Here is a 16,280-nt window from a genome sequence, read left to right on the forward strand (position 1 = left end):
GCGATGAGCACTGACGCTCGACCCGAACGAGCATCCGTCCGCCTTCCGGTGCGCACGATCGTGAACTACGCGGTCGGCTCCCTCGGCACCGGCGGATATGCCACCCTGCCCGGCCTCGTCCTGACGTACTTCCTCACGGACAATCTCGGGGTCGCTGCCCTCGCCGCCGGCCTCATCGTCACGTCGGCGAAGGTGTGGGACGTGATCATCGATCCGCTGATCGGCGCAGCATCCGACCGCCGGCTCGGCCGCACCGGCTCGCGTCGCGGGTTCATGGTGATCGGTGCCCTGACGCTGCCGGTCTTCTTCGCGCTCACCTTCGCCGTGCCGCCGTCGTGGGGACCGGTCGCGGGTGCGATCTGCGTGCTGCTCGCCTTCCTCGGCACCGCTACCGCGTTCAGCCTGTTCCAGGTGCCGTACGTCGCGCTGCCTGCGGAACTCACGCGCAGCTACGACGAACGCACGCGCCTGCTGGGCTGGAGGGTGGTCGTGCTGACGGCTGCGATCCTGCTGTTCGGCGCCGGCGGTCCCATGCTCCGCCGCGCGACCGGCGACCCTGTCACGGGCTACCTGCTGATGGGGATCGTCGCGGGTGTCGTGATCGGAATCGGCATGCTGATCGCGAGTCGCACGGCGGATGCCGCGGCAGCTGACCCTTCGACGGGCTCAGTGCCACCGGTCGCTGAGCCCGTCGAAGCGCCCGACCCGGCGCCGAGCCTTCGCACTCAGTACCTCTCGGGCTTCCGCGCGCTACGGCGCAGCCTCCCGTTCCGCGCCCTGCTCGGCACGTTCCTCCTGCAGGCACTGGCCACCGGCACCATGCTGGCCGGGGCGCAGTACGTCGCGACCTGGGTACTTCGCGACGAGGCAGCCGTCGAAGTGCTCTTCATCGCTCTGGTGGCTCCCGCCCTCATCGCGACGCCGGCCTGGACGGTCATCGCGAACCGCATCGGCAAGGAGCGGTCGTTCCTCGCCGCCAGCATCCTGTTCCTCGTCGCGTCCGCGACCATCATGTTCGCCGTGTGGGCACCCGGAGCGTGGATCTATGCATCCGTGGCCGTCGCAGGGGTCGCGTACGCGGGCCTGCAATCGCTGCCCATGGCGATGCTGCCCGACGTCATCTCCCACGATGAGCGCACGAGCGGCCCCGGACAGGCCGGCACGTTCACAGGCATATGGACGGCTGGTGAGACGGTCGGCTTCGCACTCGGCGCGACCGCCGTCTCGCTCATGCTGGCCGCGACCGGGTATGTCTCGAGCGTGGCCGGGGCGAGCACTGTTCAGCCGGACGCCGCGGTCACCGGCATCGTGCTCAGCTTCAGCATCCTGCCAGCCGCTCTCATGGCGCTCAGTCTCATTCCGCTGGCGCGCTACACGTTGCGCCGGCACGACATCGAGACCGCTCCGATGCAGCCCGCATAAGCTGGGTTCCCCCGCACGAAGGAGATGCCGATGACGTCAGCGACCACCGTGAACCCCGCACGCGGACTCGACGAAGCCGATCGCGAGCGTCTGGATGCCGCGATCGACGATCTCGACGCGGGCGCGCGCAGCTGGTCGGCTCTTACCATCGGACAGCGGGCGACACTGCTGCGTGCCGTGCGGACCGCCGTCGCAGCGTCCGCCGAGGAGTGGGCGCACACCGCCGCTGTATCCAAGGGGCTCAACGGAAGCCATCCGCTGCGCGGCGAGGAATGGCTGTCTGGGCCGTACAGCACGCTCGGCGCGCTCGACGCCTACGTCGAGACGCTGTCGCGACTGGCCGAAGGCCGCAATCCGCTCGAAGGAATCCGCATCGACAGGGCACCGGGAGGACGAACCCGGGTGCATGCGTTCCCCCTGACGGGCATCGACAAGGCGCTGCTGTCAGGCTTCACCGGAGAGGTCTGGCTCGAGCCGGGCGTCACACCACGTGCCGCCCGTGCGGGCGCCGGTCTTGCTCAGCGCACGCCGGCTGAATCCGGCGGGGTGGGTCTCGTTCTCGGCGCAGGCAACGTCTCGTCGATCCCGGTCCTCGACGTGCTCTACGAGCTGCTCGCTCACAACCGCACTGCGCTGTTGAAGGTGAATCCGACACAGGACGCTCTCGTGTCGGTCTTCGAGCATGCGTTCGCGCCCTTGATCGAGCCGGGATTCCTTCGGATCGTCAGAGGTGCCGGCGATGTCGGCTCGTATCTGACGGCGCACCCGAAGCTCGCACACGTGCACATCACCGGGTCGGCGGCGACGTTCGACGCGATCGTGTGGGGCGCAGGATCCGCCGGAAAACGGCGACGGCGCGAGAACCGTCCCCTGCTGAAGAAGCCGATCACGGCAGAGCTCGGCGGCGTCTCACCGATCATCGTCGTGCCGGGCGACTGGACCGACGCTGACATCACATTCCAGGCCGAGCACATCGCCACGATGCGGTTGCAGAACTGCGGACACAACTGCATCGCCGGCCAGGTCGTGATCATGTCTTCGGACTGGGAGCAGGCAGGTGCCTTCCGCACCGCGCTGCGTCGCGCCTATGCGAAAGCGCCCGACCGCCCGACCTGGTACCCGGGCGCTGAGGCACGGATGCAGCAGGCTTCAGACGACTACCCCGATGCTCTCGTGCTCGGCGACAGGCTCCTCGTCGAGATCGGTGAGGGCCAGGATGCGACGGCACTGCAGAACACCGAGTACTTCGCCCCTGTGCTGGGCGTCGTCGAGGTCGGCGGCACAGGGCAGGAGTTCCTGGACGCTGCCGTCACCCATGCGAACGATGAGCTGCAGGGCACACTGGGGGCGAACCTGCTGATCGACCCCGCAACGCAGAAGTCCCTGGGCAGCGGCTTCGAGCGTGCGATCGCCCGGCTGCGTTACGGCTCGATCGCGATCAACGCCTGGACCGCGTTCGGGTTCATCACCCCGACACTCACCTGGGGCGCGTTCCCCGGCTCCACGATCGCGGACGTCGGCAGCGGCATGGGCGTCGTGCACAACGCCCTGCTGCTCGATCGCGTCGAGCGATCCGTCGTGCATGGCCCGTTCCGGCCTTTTCCTCGGTCACTGCCGGTCGCGAACGGTGGCGGACGATTCACGATCCTGCCGAAGCCGCCGTGGTTCGTCTCAGCACGCACCGGGGCCGAGGTGTCTGAGGGCCTGACGCGCTTCCGGGCGGACGGCGGCGTGCCGGGCCTCGTGCGCACTCTTGTGCGGGCGCTCCGCGCCTGAAGGCCGTTCGGGAGGCCGGGCGCTTCGACACCGGCAACTAGTCGTCCGCGAAGAGATCCGCCGCGTCGCGCAGCGCCTGCTGGACGCCGGGTTCGGATGCGGCGTGCCCGGCATCGTCGATGATCACGAACTCCGCCTCCGGCCACGCGCGGTGCAGGTCCCACGCGGTCATCATCGGCGTGCCGGCGTCGTAGCGGCCCTGCACGATGACGGCGGGGATGTGCCGGATCCTGTCGACACCGGCGATCAGCTGCCCTTCGCTCAACCAGCCACGGTTCAGGAAGAAATGGTTCTCGATCCGCGCGAGCGCGACCGCTGCAGCGGGTTCGGTCATCGATGCGATCACGTCGGGGTCCGGCCGAAGCGTGACGATCGATGCTTCCCACTTCGCCCAGGCCAGGGCTGCCGGCACGTGCACGGCCGGGTCGGGATCGCTCAGCCTGCGGTGGTACGCCTCTGTCATCCGGCTTCTCTCGAGCACGGGGATCGGAGCGATGAACTCCTCCCACAGGTCGGGGAAGAGCACCGCGGCTCCACCGTCGCAGAACCACTCCAGCTCGACACGCCTGAGCGTGAACACGCCGCGCAGGATCAGCTCGCTCACCGCATCCGGGTGGGCCTGCGCGTAGGCGAGTGCAAGAGCGCTCCCCCATGAGCCGCCGAAGACGAGCCATCTCGCGATGCCGAGATTCCTGCGCAGCAGTTCGATGTCAGCGATCAGGTGCGCTGTGGTGTTGAACCGCAGGTCGGCGTCCGGCTCGCTCACGTGCGGGGTGCTCTTGCCGCATCCGCGTTGATCGAACAGCACGATGCGGTACTTCTCCGGATCGAAGAACTGCCGCTGCCACGCCGATACGCCACTGCCAGGACCGCCGTGGAGGAAGACGACCGGCTTGCCCTCCGGGTTACCGCTGACTTCCCATGCGACGCGCTGACCGTCACCCACGATCAGCGTTCCGCTGTCGTACGGTTCGATCGGCGGATACAGTGCATCCAGTTTCATCGTCTTCTGGCCCCCCGGTCAGCGATTCCTCCGCGCCTTGCGACGCTCATTCCACCGTACCGCCCAGTCTCAGAGGACCCGTGCAGGCCGGGCTCAGAGCTCGGTGCCGTCGACGGCGAACGTGTCGCAGCTGCCCAGTCCGTATTCATAGCCGGTCGCGAACCATCGCTGTCTCTGCTCGCTGGAGCCGTGCGTCCACGACTCAGGGTTGCTGAAACCCGACTGCTCCTGGATGTGATCGTCGCCCACCGTGAACGCCGCGTTGAGCGCATCGGTCAGCTGCGCCTCGGTCGGCGTCTGCAGGTACTCGACCCCGTTCTCATCCTCCAGGGTGGCGGCGTCGGCCAGCCACGCACCGGCATAGCAGTCGGCCTGCAGCTCGGTCCGTACGCTGTTGCTGTCGGGGCCGGTGCCGTTGTTCGGGTACTGCGTCATCGTTCCGGTGATGTTCTGGATGTGGTGGCCCCATTCGTGGCCGACGATGTACAGCTGTGCGAGCTCGCCCGCGGATGCGTCGAACTGCTGACGCATGATCTGGAAGAAGTCGGGGTCGATGTACACGCCCTGCTCCGGTGGGCAGTAGAACGGCCCGACCGAGTTGGATGCCGTGCCGCACTGCGTGGTGGTCTGCCCATCGAAGACGTACAGCTGAGGCGGAACGTATCCCTCGACATGCTGTGCCCAGTAGTCGTCCAGGAGCACCTGAGCTCCTGCCATGCGGCAGTCATCCTGCGCGTTCGCGTCCTCTCCCGTCTCGCAGGCGAGCACGGTGCTGCCGGACTCCGGCGCCCCGCCTCCCTGAGATCCGCCGCCGACCAATCCGGACAGATCGATGCCCAGCAGGGGCCCTGCCAGCAGCGCGATGATCGCGAGGAGACCGACGCCGCCGCCGGCGACCGCAGCTGTCCGCCCAGGGCGACGCGTCCGGTGTCCCGAGATGTCGGAGTCAGGGTTGAACGTCATGGGATGAGAGTACTCCGAGCACCGCCCCACTTTCGGCCTCCAGTCGTAGGCTCGTGTCATGGCTACGACGATCACGATCACAGGTGCAGGCGGACAGATCGGATACGCGCTGCTGTTCCGCATCGCGGCCGGAGACCTGCTCGGCCCCGATGAGAAGGTGCGGCTGCGGTTGCTGGAGATCCCGCAGGGGCTCGGGGCTGCCGAAGGCGCCGCACTGGAGCTGCAGGACGGCGCGTTCGATCTGCTCGAGCATGTCGAGGTGACAGATGACGCGGCCACAGGGTTCGACGGGGCGAATCTCGCCCTGCTGGTCGGCGCGCGGCCGCGTGGCCCCGGCATGGAACGCGCGGATCTGCTCGCTGCCAACGCGGGGATCTTCGGGCCGCAGGGCCAGGCGATCGCCGAGCACGCCGCGGCGGACGTGCGGGTCACGGTCGTCGGCAACCCGGCGAACACGAATGCGCTGATCGCCGCGGCATCCGCCGAAGGCCTGCCTCGCGAGCGATTCACCGCGCTCACGCGACTCGACGAGAACCGCGCCCGTGCTCAGCTCGCACTCGCAGTGGATGCACCGGTGTCGAGCGTCCGCCGCGTGCCCATCTGGGGCAACCACTCCGCGACGCAGTTCCCCGATGTCTCGCACGCCACTGTGCACGGTCGTCCCGCGGTCGACGTGCTGGAGGAGCGCGTGGGCGATGTGCGCGCGTGGCTCGAACAGACGTTCATCCCTCGGGTCGCGAAGCGCGGAGCGGAGATCATCGAGGTACGGGGCTCATCCTCCGTGGCGTCCGCCGCGAACGCGACGATCGAGCACACTCGCGACTGGGTGCGAGGAACGGATGACTGGACCAGCGCCGGCGTCGTCTCGCACGGTGAGTACGGAGTGCCGGAGGGCCTCGTGGCGTCCTTCCCCGTGCGGTCCGTCGACGGCGTATGGCAGATCGTCGAAGGACTCGAGCTCGACGAGTGGGCGCGCGCAAGAGTGGATGCCTCCGTCGCCGAGCTCGTCGAGGAGCGGGGAGCGGTGCGGGCACTCGGCGTCCTGTAGCCCGATCTTCGGGTGCGGGTACCCGCTGGTCAGGGGCGCAGGGCAGAATGGATGCTGGAGGTGCGCCGATGAGCGATTCGACTGATCTGACGACCGGGAACCATCACGTCGGCGAGCCGATGACGAGTCCGCTGCACCTGCCGCATGCGGCCACCGAGTGCGAGAAGTGCTTCACAGAACTGCAGCACGATCACGAGTGGTGGCACGCCCGCCCGCAGGGGTCACGCCTCGTCGGGTTGGTCATCTCGCGCGATGGCATGCCGACCGTCGTCGAGCAACGCGACGAGTTGACGCGCTTCGGCGTTCCGATCGAGGGGTTCCGCCATCCGGCACCTGAGATCCTCGAGAGCTGGAGCGATCGCCTGGCGCGATTCATCTCCTCCCTGAGGAAAGGCGACGTTCTGGTCGTCGCGAACGCACATGCGCTGGGCCGAGACCGAGACGAAGAGACTCGCACGATCACCGAGCTTCGACAGCGCGGCATCATGGTCAAAGTGCTGAGCCATGATTCCCGGCACCTCGCCGACGCGATGCGCTGATCGCGTCGCCGGTCGGGAGCCTCGGTCAGGGGTGAGTTCGGGCGATGTGTCCGAGAGTGCTCGCGAGCGCGACGATCTGCTCGGCGTCATCGGCGGCGACGGCGACCAGCGGGTAGGCGTCGGAATCCTCGTCGAGGTACACCAGGGCGAGCCCGTGCGCATCGAGGATCCCGTTCGCGACTGCCACGGCGGTCGGCAGGTCCGTCTCGATGTCTCCGACCGGATCCAGATCGACCCCGGTCGCGAAGATTCGAGGGAGCTCCACCAAAGCATCCGCGAGCTGCGCCCCGCTGTCCTTCCGATCCAGGTAGGCGAGCGCGCCTGCATCGTCGAGCCCGTCGATCATGACGAGCCAAGGGTCGACATCATCGGCGGATTCGATGCCGCGTGCGCGGAGCTCGTCGGCGTGCGCCGCGTAGTAGTCCGCGGGACGATCGACGGCCAGGCGCACTGCGGGCACCAGCTCCGCGTCGTCGTCGAGCAGCGCGCACAAGCGCTCCCATTCCTCGTTCATGAGTCTCCTTCCGGCATCGGAACGATCCGACTCAATCGCCGTCGGAATCCGGCTGATTTCGCAGCGCTTCATCGTCGAGAAGAGGCAGATCCGCACGGGTGACGACCTGTGAGGTCACCGCGTACTCGACCAATCGTGCGCGTCGATTGGTGGCGAGTTTGCCTGGGCCTCCCCGAAGACCCTGCACGCCCATGCGATCCAGCTTGTCGCAGACGTTGTCGAGCTTTCGATTGAACTTACTCATCGTCCATCCGAGGCGCTTGGCAGCATCGCTCGATGACGGCAGCTCGTTCATGCTGACGCCCTCCCGGCGCAGCATCGGTTCGGCGAGCGCGACGATGAGTTGCTTCTGCAGCACGGTGAAGCTCGCCGGCATAACCGTCGTCTCGCCGCTCATCGACGTCTGCACCTGGTGAGAGACCTCATACGGGGCCTGCTCGGTGTGCAGGCTCAATTCGTAGGTCACCGGCCCGGCGGTGAACACGATCACACTTCGCTCGAAGACGAGTGGCATCTGCGCCCCCGGGGACAGCCACGACTGCACAGCCCCTCCGGCACTGGAGATCGTGGCGGCCAGACGCACTCCGACGTTCGCCAGCCACCACAGCCCGTCGCGCTGCTGCAATTCCAGGAAGTGCCGGTGCAGGTAGGGGTTGTCGTCGACTTCGAGGTCGCCCTCTCGTCCGATGATGAACGGGCGCCCCGTAGGCATGTCATGCCACTCACCGGCGAACTCGAGGCGCAGCGGTGCGGGCTCTCGCACCGCGCTCCTCTCGGCATCCTCGTCCAGCGTCGTGGCAGCTTCAGGCTCAGTCACGTATCGACCCCCTCCGCGAACATCTTGCCACGGGTGGCCGATACACCGTGGACCATTGCGCGGATCGCCCGCCGACGCGATTACGTCAGTCGAACTCGGGGCGCAGTCCTTCGCGGAATTCCTTGCGATTTCGCGGGGTCATCTTCCACCGTGTCGCATCGGTGTCTTCGAAGGTCACGTTGTACTTCCCGTTCGTGCGGTCGAGCTGCACGAGCACCTGCACCGGAAGCGTCTCATCCGGTTTGTAGTAGCTGTTCATGTATGCGTCCACTGCCGGCTTGACGGCCCACGCATCGGCCGCCACCGCCGAGATGGTGCCGTCAGGTGAGTAGAGAAAGCCGTGCGCTTCGTTGAATGTCCCGTCGGGGAACTCCAGGATCATCGCCAGGGAGCTCCAGCCGTCCCAATCGACGCTGGGGCCCGCCATCTTGTCGACGAGGGCATGAAGAAGATCGGACGTCACATTCTCGGGCATGAGTTTCCTTTCGGAGCTGTTCAGCGTTTGTTGATGCGGTCGAATGACTCGCCGCTGACGTTCTCGAAGCTCGGACTGCGAGTCTCAAGAATTTCACCGGTCTCAGGGTCAGAGACCACATACGCGACTTGAAAGTTATCAGGTCGAACTGCTCCGGGGGGATCCACGGAGATGCGATAGTCGACACGGCAGCCCTCCGCCACCCAATCGGCCCACTCGTTCTCCATCTTCTTCCACGCACCGCGATTGAGGTTCGCAGCCTGGGGCACGATTCCCTCATCCGGTGTGTCCCCGAAGAAGCGATGCCCGCCGAGGTGCCCGCCGTCGTCGCCGTCGATGCCGAGCTGACCGATCGCGGTGGCGTTGTCGCCGCGATCGCTGCTTCCGAAGTCGTCGAGGATCGTGCCTTCCTCCTGGACCGGCCGCCTGTTGCCGGGATCGAAGTACGTCCGCTTCGTGTTCCTGTCTCGGGTTGTCACAGAACTGCCGAAGTTATCCGTGTCATTCACCTTCTTGACGAAAGTGTCGAGATGCTCGTTGATCTTGTCGGTGAGCTGGGCCAGCCTGAGGTTCATATCGCCGCCCGCATCGTCGACCGCGTTCTTCACCTTCCGCATGACCTCGCGTGCTGCCTTGCTCATCAGTCGTCTCCTCCGAAGTCGAGAGCGGAGAACTCGGTGAAGAACGTCGACGTCAGCGTCGAGATATCCGCACCACGCAGCTTCATCTCTCCCTGCGCATCCTCCAAGGCCTGCAGATCCGCATAGAACTCGTCCGAATCGCCCGCCACGGATTCCACCATCGGCGCATCCAGAATCGCATCGATCACCGCAGGCAGTTGCTCCGCCATCGGCTCGATCACCATCGGCGCCAACTGCTCGATCAACTGCTCCACCGCGATGTCGACCGCGGCGTTCAACAGCTTCTTCTTGATCAACAGCATCGGCCCCGCGCCCAACGCCGTGATCGGGTTCGTCAGCATCCCCACCAGAGCGATCATCGTCGTCGTCACGTCGAAGATCACCTTCATCTTCAACGCGAGGATCGCCTCAGCACCGACATCCATCGCCGTCGCAGCCGGCGGCATGATGTCGACCAGCTTCTGTATGTTCTGCGACCGATTCGTGTTCCACGCGCTCAACGTCGCCGGCCCCGTCTGACCTCGCATCGCCGCACCCAGATCGCCATTGACCTTGCGGTCGACCGCCTGGATCACCGTCTCCAGGTCCGTGCCGAGGTTCCGCACCAGGACGGCACCTTTGCGCACCTCGTCCTCGTCAATATCCGGCCACTCGAAACCGAGCTTCTCCATCACCCAGACGAGCTCATTCGGCAACATCATTCCCACGATCGCACCTCCTCCTGCATCGACTTTAGGCAGGTGAGGAGCAGATCACTATGGGTAGCACTTCCCACCCGGCGGGGTGCGCATTCAGTCGCGTCCTGGATAGTCGATCTCGACGCTGACGAAGCGTGAATCCTGAACCGGCTTCACCTCGATGCTCGCGCCGTCCAGCGCACCCGCTTCCAAACCGAAGCGGACTTCCAGTTCGCTCTGGCTGAGCGCGCTGAGGTCGCGAGACTCGCTTGACGGTGCGAGGAACCGCATGTCGCCGGTCGCCCGACCGTACTTGTCGGGGTCATCCTGTCCGATGGCATCCTCATACAGCTCCTCGACGAGCTGTTTCGGAACCGTCTTGGGCACCCCTTTGACCTCGTCGACGATGTCACCAGGAATGTCACGGACGCTCTTGCCGACCGAACGGCCGAGATCCTGCATCGTGTTGTAATCGGGATTCGCGTGCCGTGGGACGTGCCCGTGCGTTTCGATACCTCGACTGACATCACTGAGAATGTCGTACTTCTTCGCGTGCGACGTCGGCGGCTCCGCACGGTGCCGAGGGACGCTGTCCCTGCCGCTGCGATCCAGGCCGCGGACGGCGTCCGCATCCGCACGGTGCCTCCCGCCGCGCTTGCGGAATGCGCCGGCGAACCCGGTCTTGAACTCGCGACCGGCGCCGTCTACAGCGTCCACGAGATCTTTCATGAGTTTCTTCAATTGCATGCGCTCACGCCCCTGATATCTGAAGATTGGCGATGTCCGCCAACAGGCGGTCGGTGAGGTCTTCGACGTCCACTGCGTTCGCGTCCATGTCGTCAGCGGCCTGATCCAACGCCACCAGATCCGCGTAGAACTCGTCGACGTCGCCGACGTTGTCTTCCACGACCGGGGCATCCAGGAGCGCCATCACCATGCCGGGCACCTGTCCGGCCAGAGGCTCAAGAGCGAGAGGCAGCACCTCGTTGACGACCTGTTCGAGCGTCGCCTCCATCGCCATCGAGAAGAGCTTCTTGCGCGCGATGATCAGCACGGCGGCCCCTCCTGCCCCGAGCGGTCCTGCCGCCAGCAGCGGGATGAGCTGGACCAGCGTCAACGTGATCTCGGCGATCACCTTGATCTTCAGGGCGAGCACGATGTCTGCCGCCAGATCGATGCCGGTGGACGCCGGGCCGAGGATGTCGAGCAGCTGCTGCACGTTCTCGGAGCGGTTCCGATTCCATGCCGCCACGTGCGCTGTGCCGATCTTCCCCTTCATCGCGGCCGCGATGTCGCCGTTGATGCGGCGGTCGGCGGCCTGGACGAGTGTCTCCATGTCGTCGCGGTAGGTGCGGACGAGATCCGCGGCCTTGCGCACTTCGTCCTCGTCGATGTCGGGCCACTCCAAGCCCAGTTTGTCCATGATCCAGATCAGCTCGTCCGGCAGCATCATTCCCACGGCGACCACCTCCGCAACGACGCTATCGACCGCGAAGCCGAATGCGCGATGGGGAGATCAGCCCATCATGACGGATCAGTCCGTGCGCTGCGGCGCCGGATCTCCTCGTAGAGCCGATCGGTTTCGGCCCGTTGCAGAGCCACCGTGGTCACCGTCGCGGGATCCACCGGTTCGAAGGTGTCCACGAGATCCCCGACGCGCTCCGGCGTCATCCGGTAGGCCCGCAGGCCTCCGCCCTGGTCACGGGCCATTCCGCTCGGCCACACATCAGCCTGCGCACCCGCGACACCGATCCGCCACCCGAACGGCTCGAGTTCTTCTCGTATGAGGCAGAGCGCCTCGAAGGCATCGTCTGCCTGTGCCTCGGCCTTGCCGAAGCCGGCAGAGACGATCTCCACAACCCAACTCGTTCGTTCAAACCGCCACACGACCGTCGCATCGCGCACGATGCCGTCGCGACTCACCTCAATAGCTTGCGAGCCGTGCGGGGGTTCAGCTTCCATTCGCGGTGATCTTCAGCGCATCAGGGATGTAATAGCGAATGGGCGCCAGCTCGGTGCGGACGACCGCATCTCCGGCCTGCTCGATGAACTGCGCGAAACCCATGACGCCGATTTGGCCCTGAGCGCTGGCGATGATGACGTTGTCCACGACGGGCAGCAATGCCGCAGTGCCGCTGAGCCAGGTCGCGAACGTGATTGTGACCCCCGTCTCGAGTTTGTCGAGCTTAGGCTCGAGCACGCGGACGTCGCCCGCGTCCAGCGCGGAGGCCTGTTCCCTGTACGCGCGGACCCCGAACTCGCGTGTGATGCGGCTGATAGCGCTCGCCAGCGCGGGGAACCGGTCACGCCATGGGAACGGGAACCACTCGCCGTTCTGACTACCGATCGGATGGATGCTCGCCAGACGCGCACCCTCTGCGAGCAATTGGTCTGCCACTTCGACAGCTCGACCGAAGCCGTGTTCGTCGTCAGTGCCTGTGATGACCACCCGCGTCTGCGCCAGCGGCACGATCGCGAGGTCACCCGAGACTCGCAGCCCAGCTGCGCGAGAGGGATCGAGGAACAACGCGGCGACCTGCTGCTCATCGGTGATCTCCATCACACCGCGATCCGCACCGATCTCGAGCGGAGGCAGCGAGTCGAACGCCGACTTCAACGCATCGGTGAAGGACACGCCCCAACCAGCGGCCTGCGCGACAGTCACGAAGGCCTCGTCACCGACCTGGAGACCGATGTACACCTCGGCCGCCACGAACTGCACCCGCGGCATCTCCTCCGCCGATGTGGACAGGTCGAGGATGCCCAGCTCAGTGGCATCGAACATCTGCAGCCGGAGCTGGTCGCGCACGGCGGCGTAATCGGACATATCAGTCATTGGTCGTACCCTTCAGGAACGTGGCCGATCGCGGCTGACTGCCACGCAGCACTGCCCCTTCCACACTAGTCATCCCCTGCAACATCAATTGAGCTTGATGTCATGGCCGACGTGCGGCAGGCCACTGTCGCCGTGGACGGCCTCAGAGATTCCCGTCGGCAGGTGACCGTACGGAATCCAGCTGTTGTTCGCACCGGTCTCGTTGCCGCTGGGCATGCGCACGTCAGCGGACGTGAGCGTCGGGAACTCCACGTGCACGAGCGGCGCCTCGAGGTCTCCAGGGTTGAGGCCGAGCTGAGACTCGATCAGGCTCAGATCGCCGTTGGCATTGTCGAGTACGTGCTGGACCTGGTCGGTCGGCATCAGGAACGTGGTGTTATCGCCGTCGGATCGGAACGGGCCGTACCGCTCATAGCCCGACTTCGATTGGATTCGCGATCCACCATTGTCGAACTGAGAGAGGTGCTCCGTGCGATAGCGCTCGGGGAGCATACGATCGGGGTCGGGCAGAGTTTCCCCATTGCGCTTGCGATCGATGAGATCCTGCTGCGCGTTCCTGTCGATGTGCCACTTCCCTCGCCAGTCGCGCTGAACAGGGCTCGCATGCTTCGGTTCGTACTTGTCGATGCCCTTGACCCTCCTCGAGAAATCGTCGAGATGGGTCCACATCTTCTGGGTGAACTGATACAGCTTTTCGTCCAGATGGCGACCGGCATCACCGACCGCCTGTTTCAGCTGGCGAATAACGGGTTTCATACTCATCAGTCGTCCCCTCCGAAATCGAGCGCGGAGAACTCCGTGAAGAAGGTCGACGTCAAGGTCGAGATATCCGCGCCATGAAGCTGCATCTCGGTCTGCGCATCCTCCAACGCCTGCAGATCCGTGTAGAACTCGTCCGAGTCGCCCACGGCGCCCTCGACCATCGGCGCATCCAGAATCGCATCGATCACTGCGGGGAGCTGCTCCGTCATCGGCTCGATCGCCATCGGCAGAAGTTGGTTCAGCAGCTGTTCCACCGCGATGTCCACCGCCGCGTTCAGCAGCTTCTTCTTGATCAGCAGCATCGGCCCCGCACCCAACGCCGTGACCGGATTCGTCAGCATCGCCACCAAGGCGATCATCGTCGTCGTCACATCGAGGATCACCTTCATCTTCAACGCGAAGATCGCATCAGCACCCACATCCATCGCCGTGGCAGCCGGCGGCATGATGTCGATCAGCTTCTGCATGTTCTGCGACCGATTCGTGTTCCACGCGCTCAACGTCGCCGGCCCCGTGTTACCTCGCATCGCCGCACCCAGGTCGCCATTGACCTTGCGGTCGACTGCCTGAATCACCGTCTCCAGATCAGTCCCCAGATCGCGCACGAGTACGGCGCCCTTGCGCACCTCGTCCTCGTCGATATCCGGCCAATCGAAGCCCAGCTTCTCCATCACCCAGACAAGCTCATTCGGCAACATCATTCCCACGGCACAACCTCCACAGATGACCTTACGGGTCGAGTTCGGCCCCGTGCGATGGGGAGAACAGCCCACGGCGCAGCGAAAACAGCCTGGGCGCTCACTCCACGACCGCCCACTGGGCAGCACCCGAGGTCAGCGTCGCCATCGTCCCGTTGCGCGTCACGACTCCTGTCGTGCCGCGATCGACGACGGTGAGGACGGGATTCGCCGCGAGCGGCAATGCGACGGCTGCTCGAACGATGGTCGCCTCGATCTGCGCCAGAAGCTCTCGTGACTCGTAGACGTCAGTGGTCTGAGCGAGTTGAGCGATCAGAGCATCGCGGTCGGGGTCCGTCTGACCGATGATCGACGCTGAGCTCTCGCTGCCCCATTGCGCGGCGATCTGCTCCGGCGTGCGCGGGATCGGCACGCGCGTGATCGCAGCATCCCAGGTGCGCTGTTCGAACGCGGCATCGAAATCTTCAGCGCTGCAGTCGATCACATTCCAGCCGGCCTCGGCCGCGGCATCTCGAAGGGCGGCGAACGCGCCGACGGCGAACACGCTGGCGCGGTCGTAGAGCACGCACACTCGCGTCCCTGCAGCGATGCCGGCGCTCTCGCGTTCCAGGTCAGGCTCGGTATCGGTCGCCCCGAGCGTCTGCAAGAAGCCGGAATCCTCGTTCACGACGTCGTAGGCACGCGACCCGGGTGCGGTGATCATGGACGTGCTGGGCGCGAACGCGGCCGCCCACGCGCCGCCGCCTCGGTCCGTCAGATCCCGCTGCGGCACCGCGTGGATGAACGCGGTGCGGGCGGGAACACGACTGAACAGCCCGGCGGGTTTGAGCAGCATCGTCCAGACAGAGCCGTCGTTCGTGGTGTTGACCACGAAATCCTTGCGCTCGAGTTCACGCACAGCATCATGATTCGCCGCCACCGGGGCCACCTGGATCACGTCGAGCTCGTCGCCGACCACGGCCAGCGGGTCATCCCCCTGCGGCACGAGTTCGACTCTGGCGACCTGAGGCGTGACCGGTCCGCGATACGCCGGGTTCGGGACGAGCGTGAGCGCCTCGCCCTCACCCGAGTCCGTCGCATCGACGAGGAAGGGGCCGCTGGAGAGCAGCATCTCAGCAGGGATCTCCGTGGCGTCGCCGAGTTCGAAGCCCTCGTTCCAGACCGCGGCCATCTTCTCGATCGCCGCATCGTCCGCCGTACGGATCGCGGTGATGACAGCCTGCTTCGCCTCCATCGGATCGTCGATGCCGAAGGCGAGGGTGCCGAGGACATGTGCGGGTACCGGTGCACTCACGGCACTCTGCCACTCACTGACGGGTTGCTCGAAGGTCACGTCCATCGAGCGCGCGAACTCGTCGACGACCGGGACCTTCGGCGCCACAGAATCCGTCTCAGCGTCATCAGCGTCGGGGAAGTACCCGGCATCGCCCGCCCAGCCGAGCAGCAGGTCGGCTGCGTCAAGAGGGATGCCGTCCGACCACGCGGGCTCGGTGAGGTCGTATCGCACCGTGAAGGGGTCGTCACTGACGATCTCGACCGTGCCGAAGCCCTCGTCGGGGACGAAGTCGCCGTCGACAACGTCACCGAAGCGGCCCCGGGTCATCGCGGCGATGTCGACGTTGCCCCTGGTGGGAGACGCCGCTGCGTTCGCTGACGTGAACTGTCCCGTCCAGCCGACGACGACAGTCGTTCCCTCCACGACCGTTTCCGGCAACGCCGGCGTGCACGCGGTCAGACCGACTGCGAGCGCGCCAGCCGTCAGTGCCGCGACGCGGCGCCTCCCCCTCATACCGCCGTCACGCGTAGTCGGCGTCGTCGCCGCTCTCCTCGGCCATCGCACGGAACGGCTCGCTCTCCTCGCTCTCGAGCCAGGCGCGGGCGTGCTCCAGCAGCACAGCCGGCGAATCCTCGGCCTCCTCGGACGTCGCGAACGGACCGATCGTGTCCTCTGACGGGCGCTCGTCGGCCCGCACCACCGACTGCGTCGACAGGTTGTACCAGTAGCTCTGTGCTCCGCTCATGTTCCCGATTCTATTCATCGATTCGCACCTGATCCGAAACAGCGAAGGCCGTGGGGTCAGTCCGCAAGGGGCGGAACCACCACCCGAG

19 protein-coding genes are annotated in these 16,280 nt (G+C 65.8%); 4 read left to right on the forward strand and 15 right to left on the reverse strand.

Annotation, left to right across the window (positions count from 1 at the left end; genetic code table 11):
- Positions 1 to 3: 3 nt before the first annotated feature.
- Positions 4 to 1,422, forward strand: coding sequence for an MFS transporter (locus ACP7AR_RS10670; protein ID WP_426185504.1), 1,419 nt, complete (start codon positions 4 to 6; stop codon positions 1,420 to 1,422).
- A gap of 30 nt (positions 1,423 to 1,452) precedes the next feature.
- Complete coding sequence (locus tag ACP7AR_RS10675; RefSeq protein ID WP_426185506.1) at positions 1,453 to 3,198, forward strand: aldehyde dehydrogenase family protein; 1,746 nt, start codon at positions 1,453 to 1,455, stop codon at positions 3,196 to 3,198.
- 37 nt (positions 3,199 to 3,235) lie between these two features.
- On the opposite strand, the gene pip is transcribed toward ACP7AR_RS10675, so the two are convergent.
- On the reverse strand, positions 3,236 to 4,201 hold the full coding sequence (gene pip, locus ACP7AR_RS10680) for a prolyl aminopeptidase (RefSeq protein WP_426185508.1): 966 nt from the start codon (positions 4,199 to 4,201) through the stop codon (positions 3,236 to 3,238).
- Between the two features lie 93 nt (positions 4,202 to 4,294).
- Entirely contained in the window at positions 4,295 to 5,164 is an 870-nt protein-coding gene (gene ypfJ / locus ACP7AR_RS10685; protein ID WP_426185510.1) for a KPN_02809 family neutral zinc metallopeptidase, read from the reverse strand.
- 58 nt (positions 5,165 to 5,222) lie between these two features.
- Here ypfJ and ACP7AR_RS10690 point away from each other — a divergent pair, with 58 nt between their 5' ends.
- A complete protein-coding gene (locus ACP7AR_RS10690; RefSeq protein WP_426185512.1) occupies positions 5,223 to 6,212 on the forward strand; it encodes a malate dehydrogenase in 990 nt (329 codons plus the stop codon).
- Positions 6,213 to 6,280: 68 nt separating this feature from the next.
- Positions 6,281 to 6,751, forward strand: coding sequence for a recombinase family protein (locus tag ACP7AR_RS10695; protein WP_426185514.1), 471 nt, complete (start codon positions 6,281 to 6,283; stop codon positions 6,749 to 6,751).
- A 25-nt stretch (positions 6,752 to 6,776) separates the two neighbouring features.
- Here ACP7AR_RS10695 and ACP7AR_RS10700 read toward each other — a convergent pair whose 3' ends face one another.
- The 13 genes from ACP7AR_RS10700 to ACP7AR_RS10760 form a co-directional block, all read right to left on the reverse strand.
- Complete coding sequence (locus ACP7AR_RS10700; RefSeq protein WP_426185516.1) at positions 6,777 to 7,265, reverse strand: DUF6630 family protein; 489 nt, start codon at positions 7,263 to 7,265, stop codon at positions 6,777 to 6,779.
- Between the two features lie 31 nt (positions 7,266 to 7,296).
- Positions 7,297 to 7,977, reverse strand: a complete 681-nt coding sequence (locus tag ACP7AR_RS10705) for a hypothetical protein (RefSeq protein WP_426187716.1) — start codon at positions 7,975 to 7,977, stop codon at positions 7,297 to 7,299.
- Between the two features lie 190 nt (positions 7,978 to 8,167).
- Positions 8,168 to 8,557 carry a hypothetical protein gene (locus ACP7AR_RS10710; RefSeq protein WP_426185518.1) on the reverse strand — a complete coding sequence of 130 codons (390 nt, stop codon included), beginning with the start codon at positions 8,555 to 8,557 and terminating at the stop codon, positions 8,168 to 8,170.
- A 20-nt stretch (positions 8,558 to 8,577) separates the two neighbouring features.
- The gene (locus tag ACP7AR_RS10715; RefSeq protein ID WP_426185520.1) at positions 8,578 to 9,198 is read right to left on the reverse strand and encodes a DNA/RNA non-specific endonuclease; all 621 of its coding nucleotides are present in this window, start codon (positions 9,196 to 9,198) and stop codon (positions 8,578 to 8,580) included.
- Positions 9,198 to 9,899, reverse strand: a complete 702-nt coding sequence (locus ACP7AR_RS10720; protein ID WP_426185522.1) for a hypothetical protein — start codon at positions 9,897 to 9,899, stop codon at positions 9,198 to 9,200. The genes ACP7AR_RS10715 and ACP7AR_RS10720 overlap by 1 nt, the downstream gene beginning before the upstream one ends.
- A gap of 90 nt (positions 9,900 to 9,989) precedes the next feature.
- Positions 9,990 to 10,604: a hypothetical protein gene (locus tag ACP7AR_RS10725; protein WP_426185524.1), complete on the reverse strand. Its 615-nt coding sequence runs from the start codon at positions 10,602 to 10,604 to the stop codon at positions 9,990 to 9,992.
- Positions 10,605 to 10,626: 22 nt separating this feature from the next.
- Positions 10,627 to 11,328, reverse strand: coding sequence for a hypothetical protein (locus tag ACP7AR_RS10730; protein ID WP_426187718.1), 702 nt, complete (start codon positions 11,326 to 11,328; stop codon positions 10,627 to 10,629).
- Between the two features lie 71 nt (positions 11,329 to 11,399).
- Complete coding sequence (locus tag ACP7AR_RS10735) at positions 11,400 to 11,798, reverse strand: hypothetical protein (RefSeq protein ID WP_426185526.1); 399 nt, start codon at positions 11,796 to 11,798, stop codon at positions 11,400 to 11,402.
- 28 nt (positions 11,799 to 11,826) lie between these two features.
- Positions 11,827 to 12,711 (reverse strand): hypothetical protein, encoded by an 885-nt coding sequence (locus tag ACP7AR_RS10740; protein WP_426185528.1) that lies wholly within the window; start codon positions 12,709 to 12,711, stop codon positions 11,827 to 11,829.
- An 84-nt stretch (positions 12,712 to 12,795) separates the two neighbouring features.
- Positions 12,796 to 13,473, reverse strand: a complete 678-nt coding sequence (locus ACP7AR_RS10745; RefSeq protein ID WP_426185530.1) for a hypothetical protein — start codon at positions 13,471 to 13,473, stop codon at positions 12,796 to 12,798.
- Positions 13,473 to 14,174, reverse strand: coding sequence for a hypothetical protein (locus ACP7AR_RS10750; RefSeq protein ID WP_426185532.1), 702 nt, complete (start codon positions 14,172 to 14,174; stop codon positions 13,473 to 13,475). The genes ACP7AR_RS10745 and ACP7AR_RS10750 overlap by 1 nt, the downstream gene beginning before the upstream one ends.
- A gap of 97 nt (positions 14,175 to 14,271) precedes the next feature.
- On the reverse strand, positions 14,272 to 15,870 hold the full coding sequence (locus ACP7AR_RS10755; RefSeq protein WP_426185534.1) for an ABC transporter substrate-binding protein: 1,599 nt from the start codon (positions 15,868 to 15,870) through the stop codon (positions 14,272 to 14,274).
- Positions 15,871 to 15,967: 97 nt separating this feature from the next.
- Complete coding sequence (locus ACP7AR_RS10760; protein ID WP_426185536.1) at positions 15,968 to 16,192, reverse strand: hypothetical protein; 225 nt, start codon at positions 16,190 to 16,192, stop codon at positions 15,968 to 15,970.
- Between the last annotated feature and the right edge of the window lie 88 nt (positions 16,193 to 16,280).

It is taken from the genome of Microbacterium sp. TWP3-1-2b2, assembly GCF_049896145.1.
Taxonomy (GTDB): domain Bacteria; phylum Actinomycetota; class Actinomycetes; order Actinomycetales; family Microbacteriaceae; genus Microbacterium.

Coding starts and splice junctions, on each gene's coding strand:
- ACP7AR_RS10670 (WP_426185504.1), top strand. CDS start 4: ATGAGCACTGACGCTCGACCCGAACGAGCATCCGTCCGCCTTCCGGTG.
- ACP7AR_RS10675 (WP_426185506.1), top strand. CDS start 1,453: ATGACGTCAGCGACCACCGTGAACCCCGCACGCGGACTCGACGAAGCC.
- pip (WP_426185508.1), bottom strand. CDS start 4,201: ATGAAACTGGATGCACTGTATCCGCCGATCGAACCGTACGACAGCGGA.
- ypfJ (WP_426185510.1), bottom strand. CDS start 5,164: ATGACGTTCAACCCTGACTCCGACATCTCGGGACACCGGACGCGTCGC.
- ACP7AR_RS10690 (WP_426185512.1), top strand. CDS start 5,223: ATGGCTACGACGATCACGATCACAGGTGCAGGCGGACAGATCGGATAC.
- ACP7AR_RS10695 (WP_426185514.1), top strand. CDS start 6,281: ATGAGCGATTCGACTGATCTGACGACCGGGAACCATCACGTCGGCGAG.
- ACP7AR_RS10700 (WP_426185516.1), bottom strand. CDS start 7,265: ATGAACGAGGAATGGGAGCGCTTGTGCGCGCTGCTCGACGACGACGCG.
- ACP7AR_RS10705 (WP_426187716.1), bottom strand. CDS start 7,977: ATGCCTACGGGGCGCCCGTTCATCATCGGACGAGAGGGCGACCTCGAA.
- ACP7AR_RS10710 (WP_426185518.1), bottom strand. CDS start 8,557: ATGCCCGAGAATGTGACGTCCGATCTTCTTCATGCCCTCGTCGACAAG.
- ACP7AR_RS10715 (WP_426185520.1), bottom strand. CDS start 9,198: ATGAGCAAGGCAGCACGCGAGGTCATGCGGAAGGTGAAGAACGCGGTC.
- ACP7AR_RS10720 (WP_426185522.1), bottom strand. CDS start 9,899: ATGATGTTGCCGAATGAGCTCGTCTGGGTGATGGAGAAGCTCGGTTTC.
- ACP7AR_RS10725 (WP_426185524.1), bottom strand. CDS start 10,604: ATGAAAGATCTCGTGGACGCTGTAGACGGCGCCGGTCGCGAGTTCAAG.
- ACP7AR_RS10730 (WP_426187718.1), bottom strand. CDS start 11,328: ATGATGCTGCCGGACGAGCTGATCTGGATCATGGACAAACTGGGCTTG.
- ACP7AR_RS10740 (WP_426185528.1), bottom strand. CDS start 12,711: ATGACTGATATGTCCGATTACGCCGCCGTGCGCGACCAGCTCCGGCTG.
- ACP7AR_RS10745 (WP_426185530.1), bottom strand. CDS start 13,473: ATGAGTATGAAACCCGTTATTCGCCAGCTGAAACAGGCGGTCGGTGAT.
- ACP7AR_RS10750 (WP_426185532.1), bottom strand. CDS start 14,174: ATGATGTTGCCGAATGAGCTTGTCTGGGTGATGGAGAAGCTGGGCTTC.
- ACP7AR_RS10760 (WP_426185536.1), bottom strand. CDS start 16,192: ATGAGCGGAGCACAGAGCTACTGGTACAACCTGTCGACGCAGTCGGTG.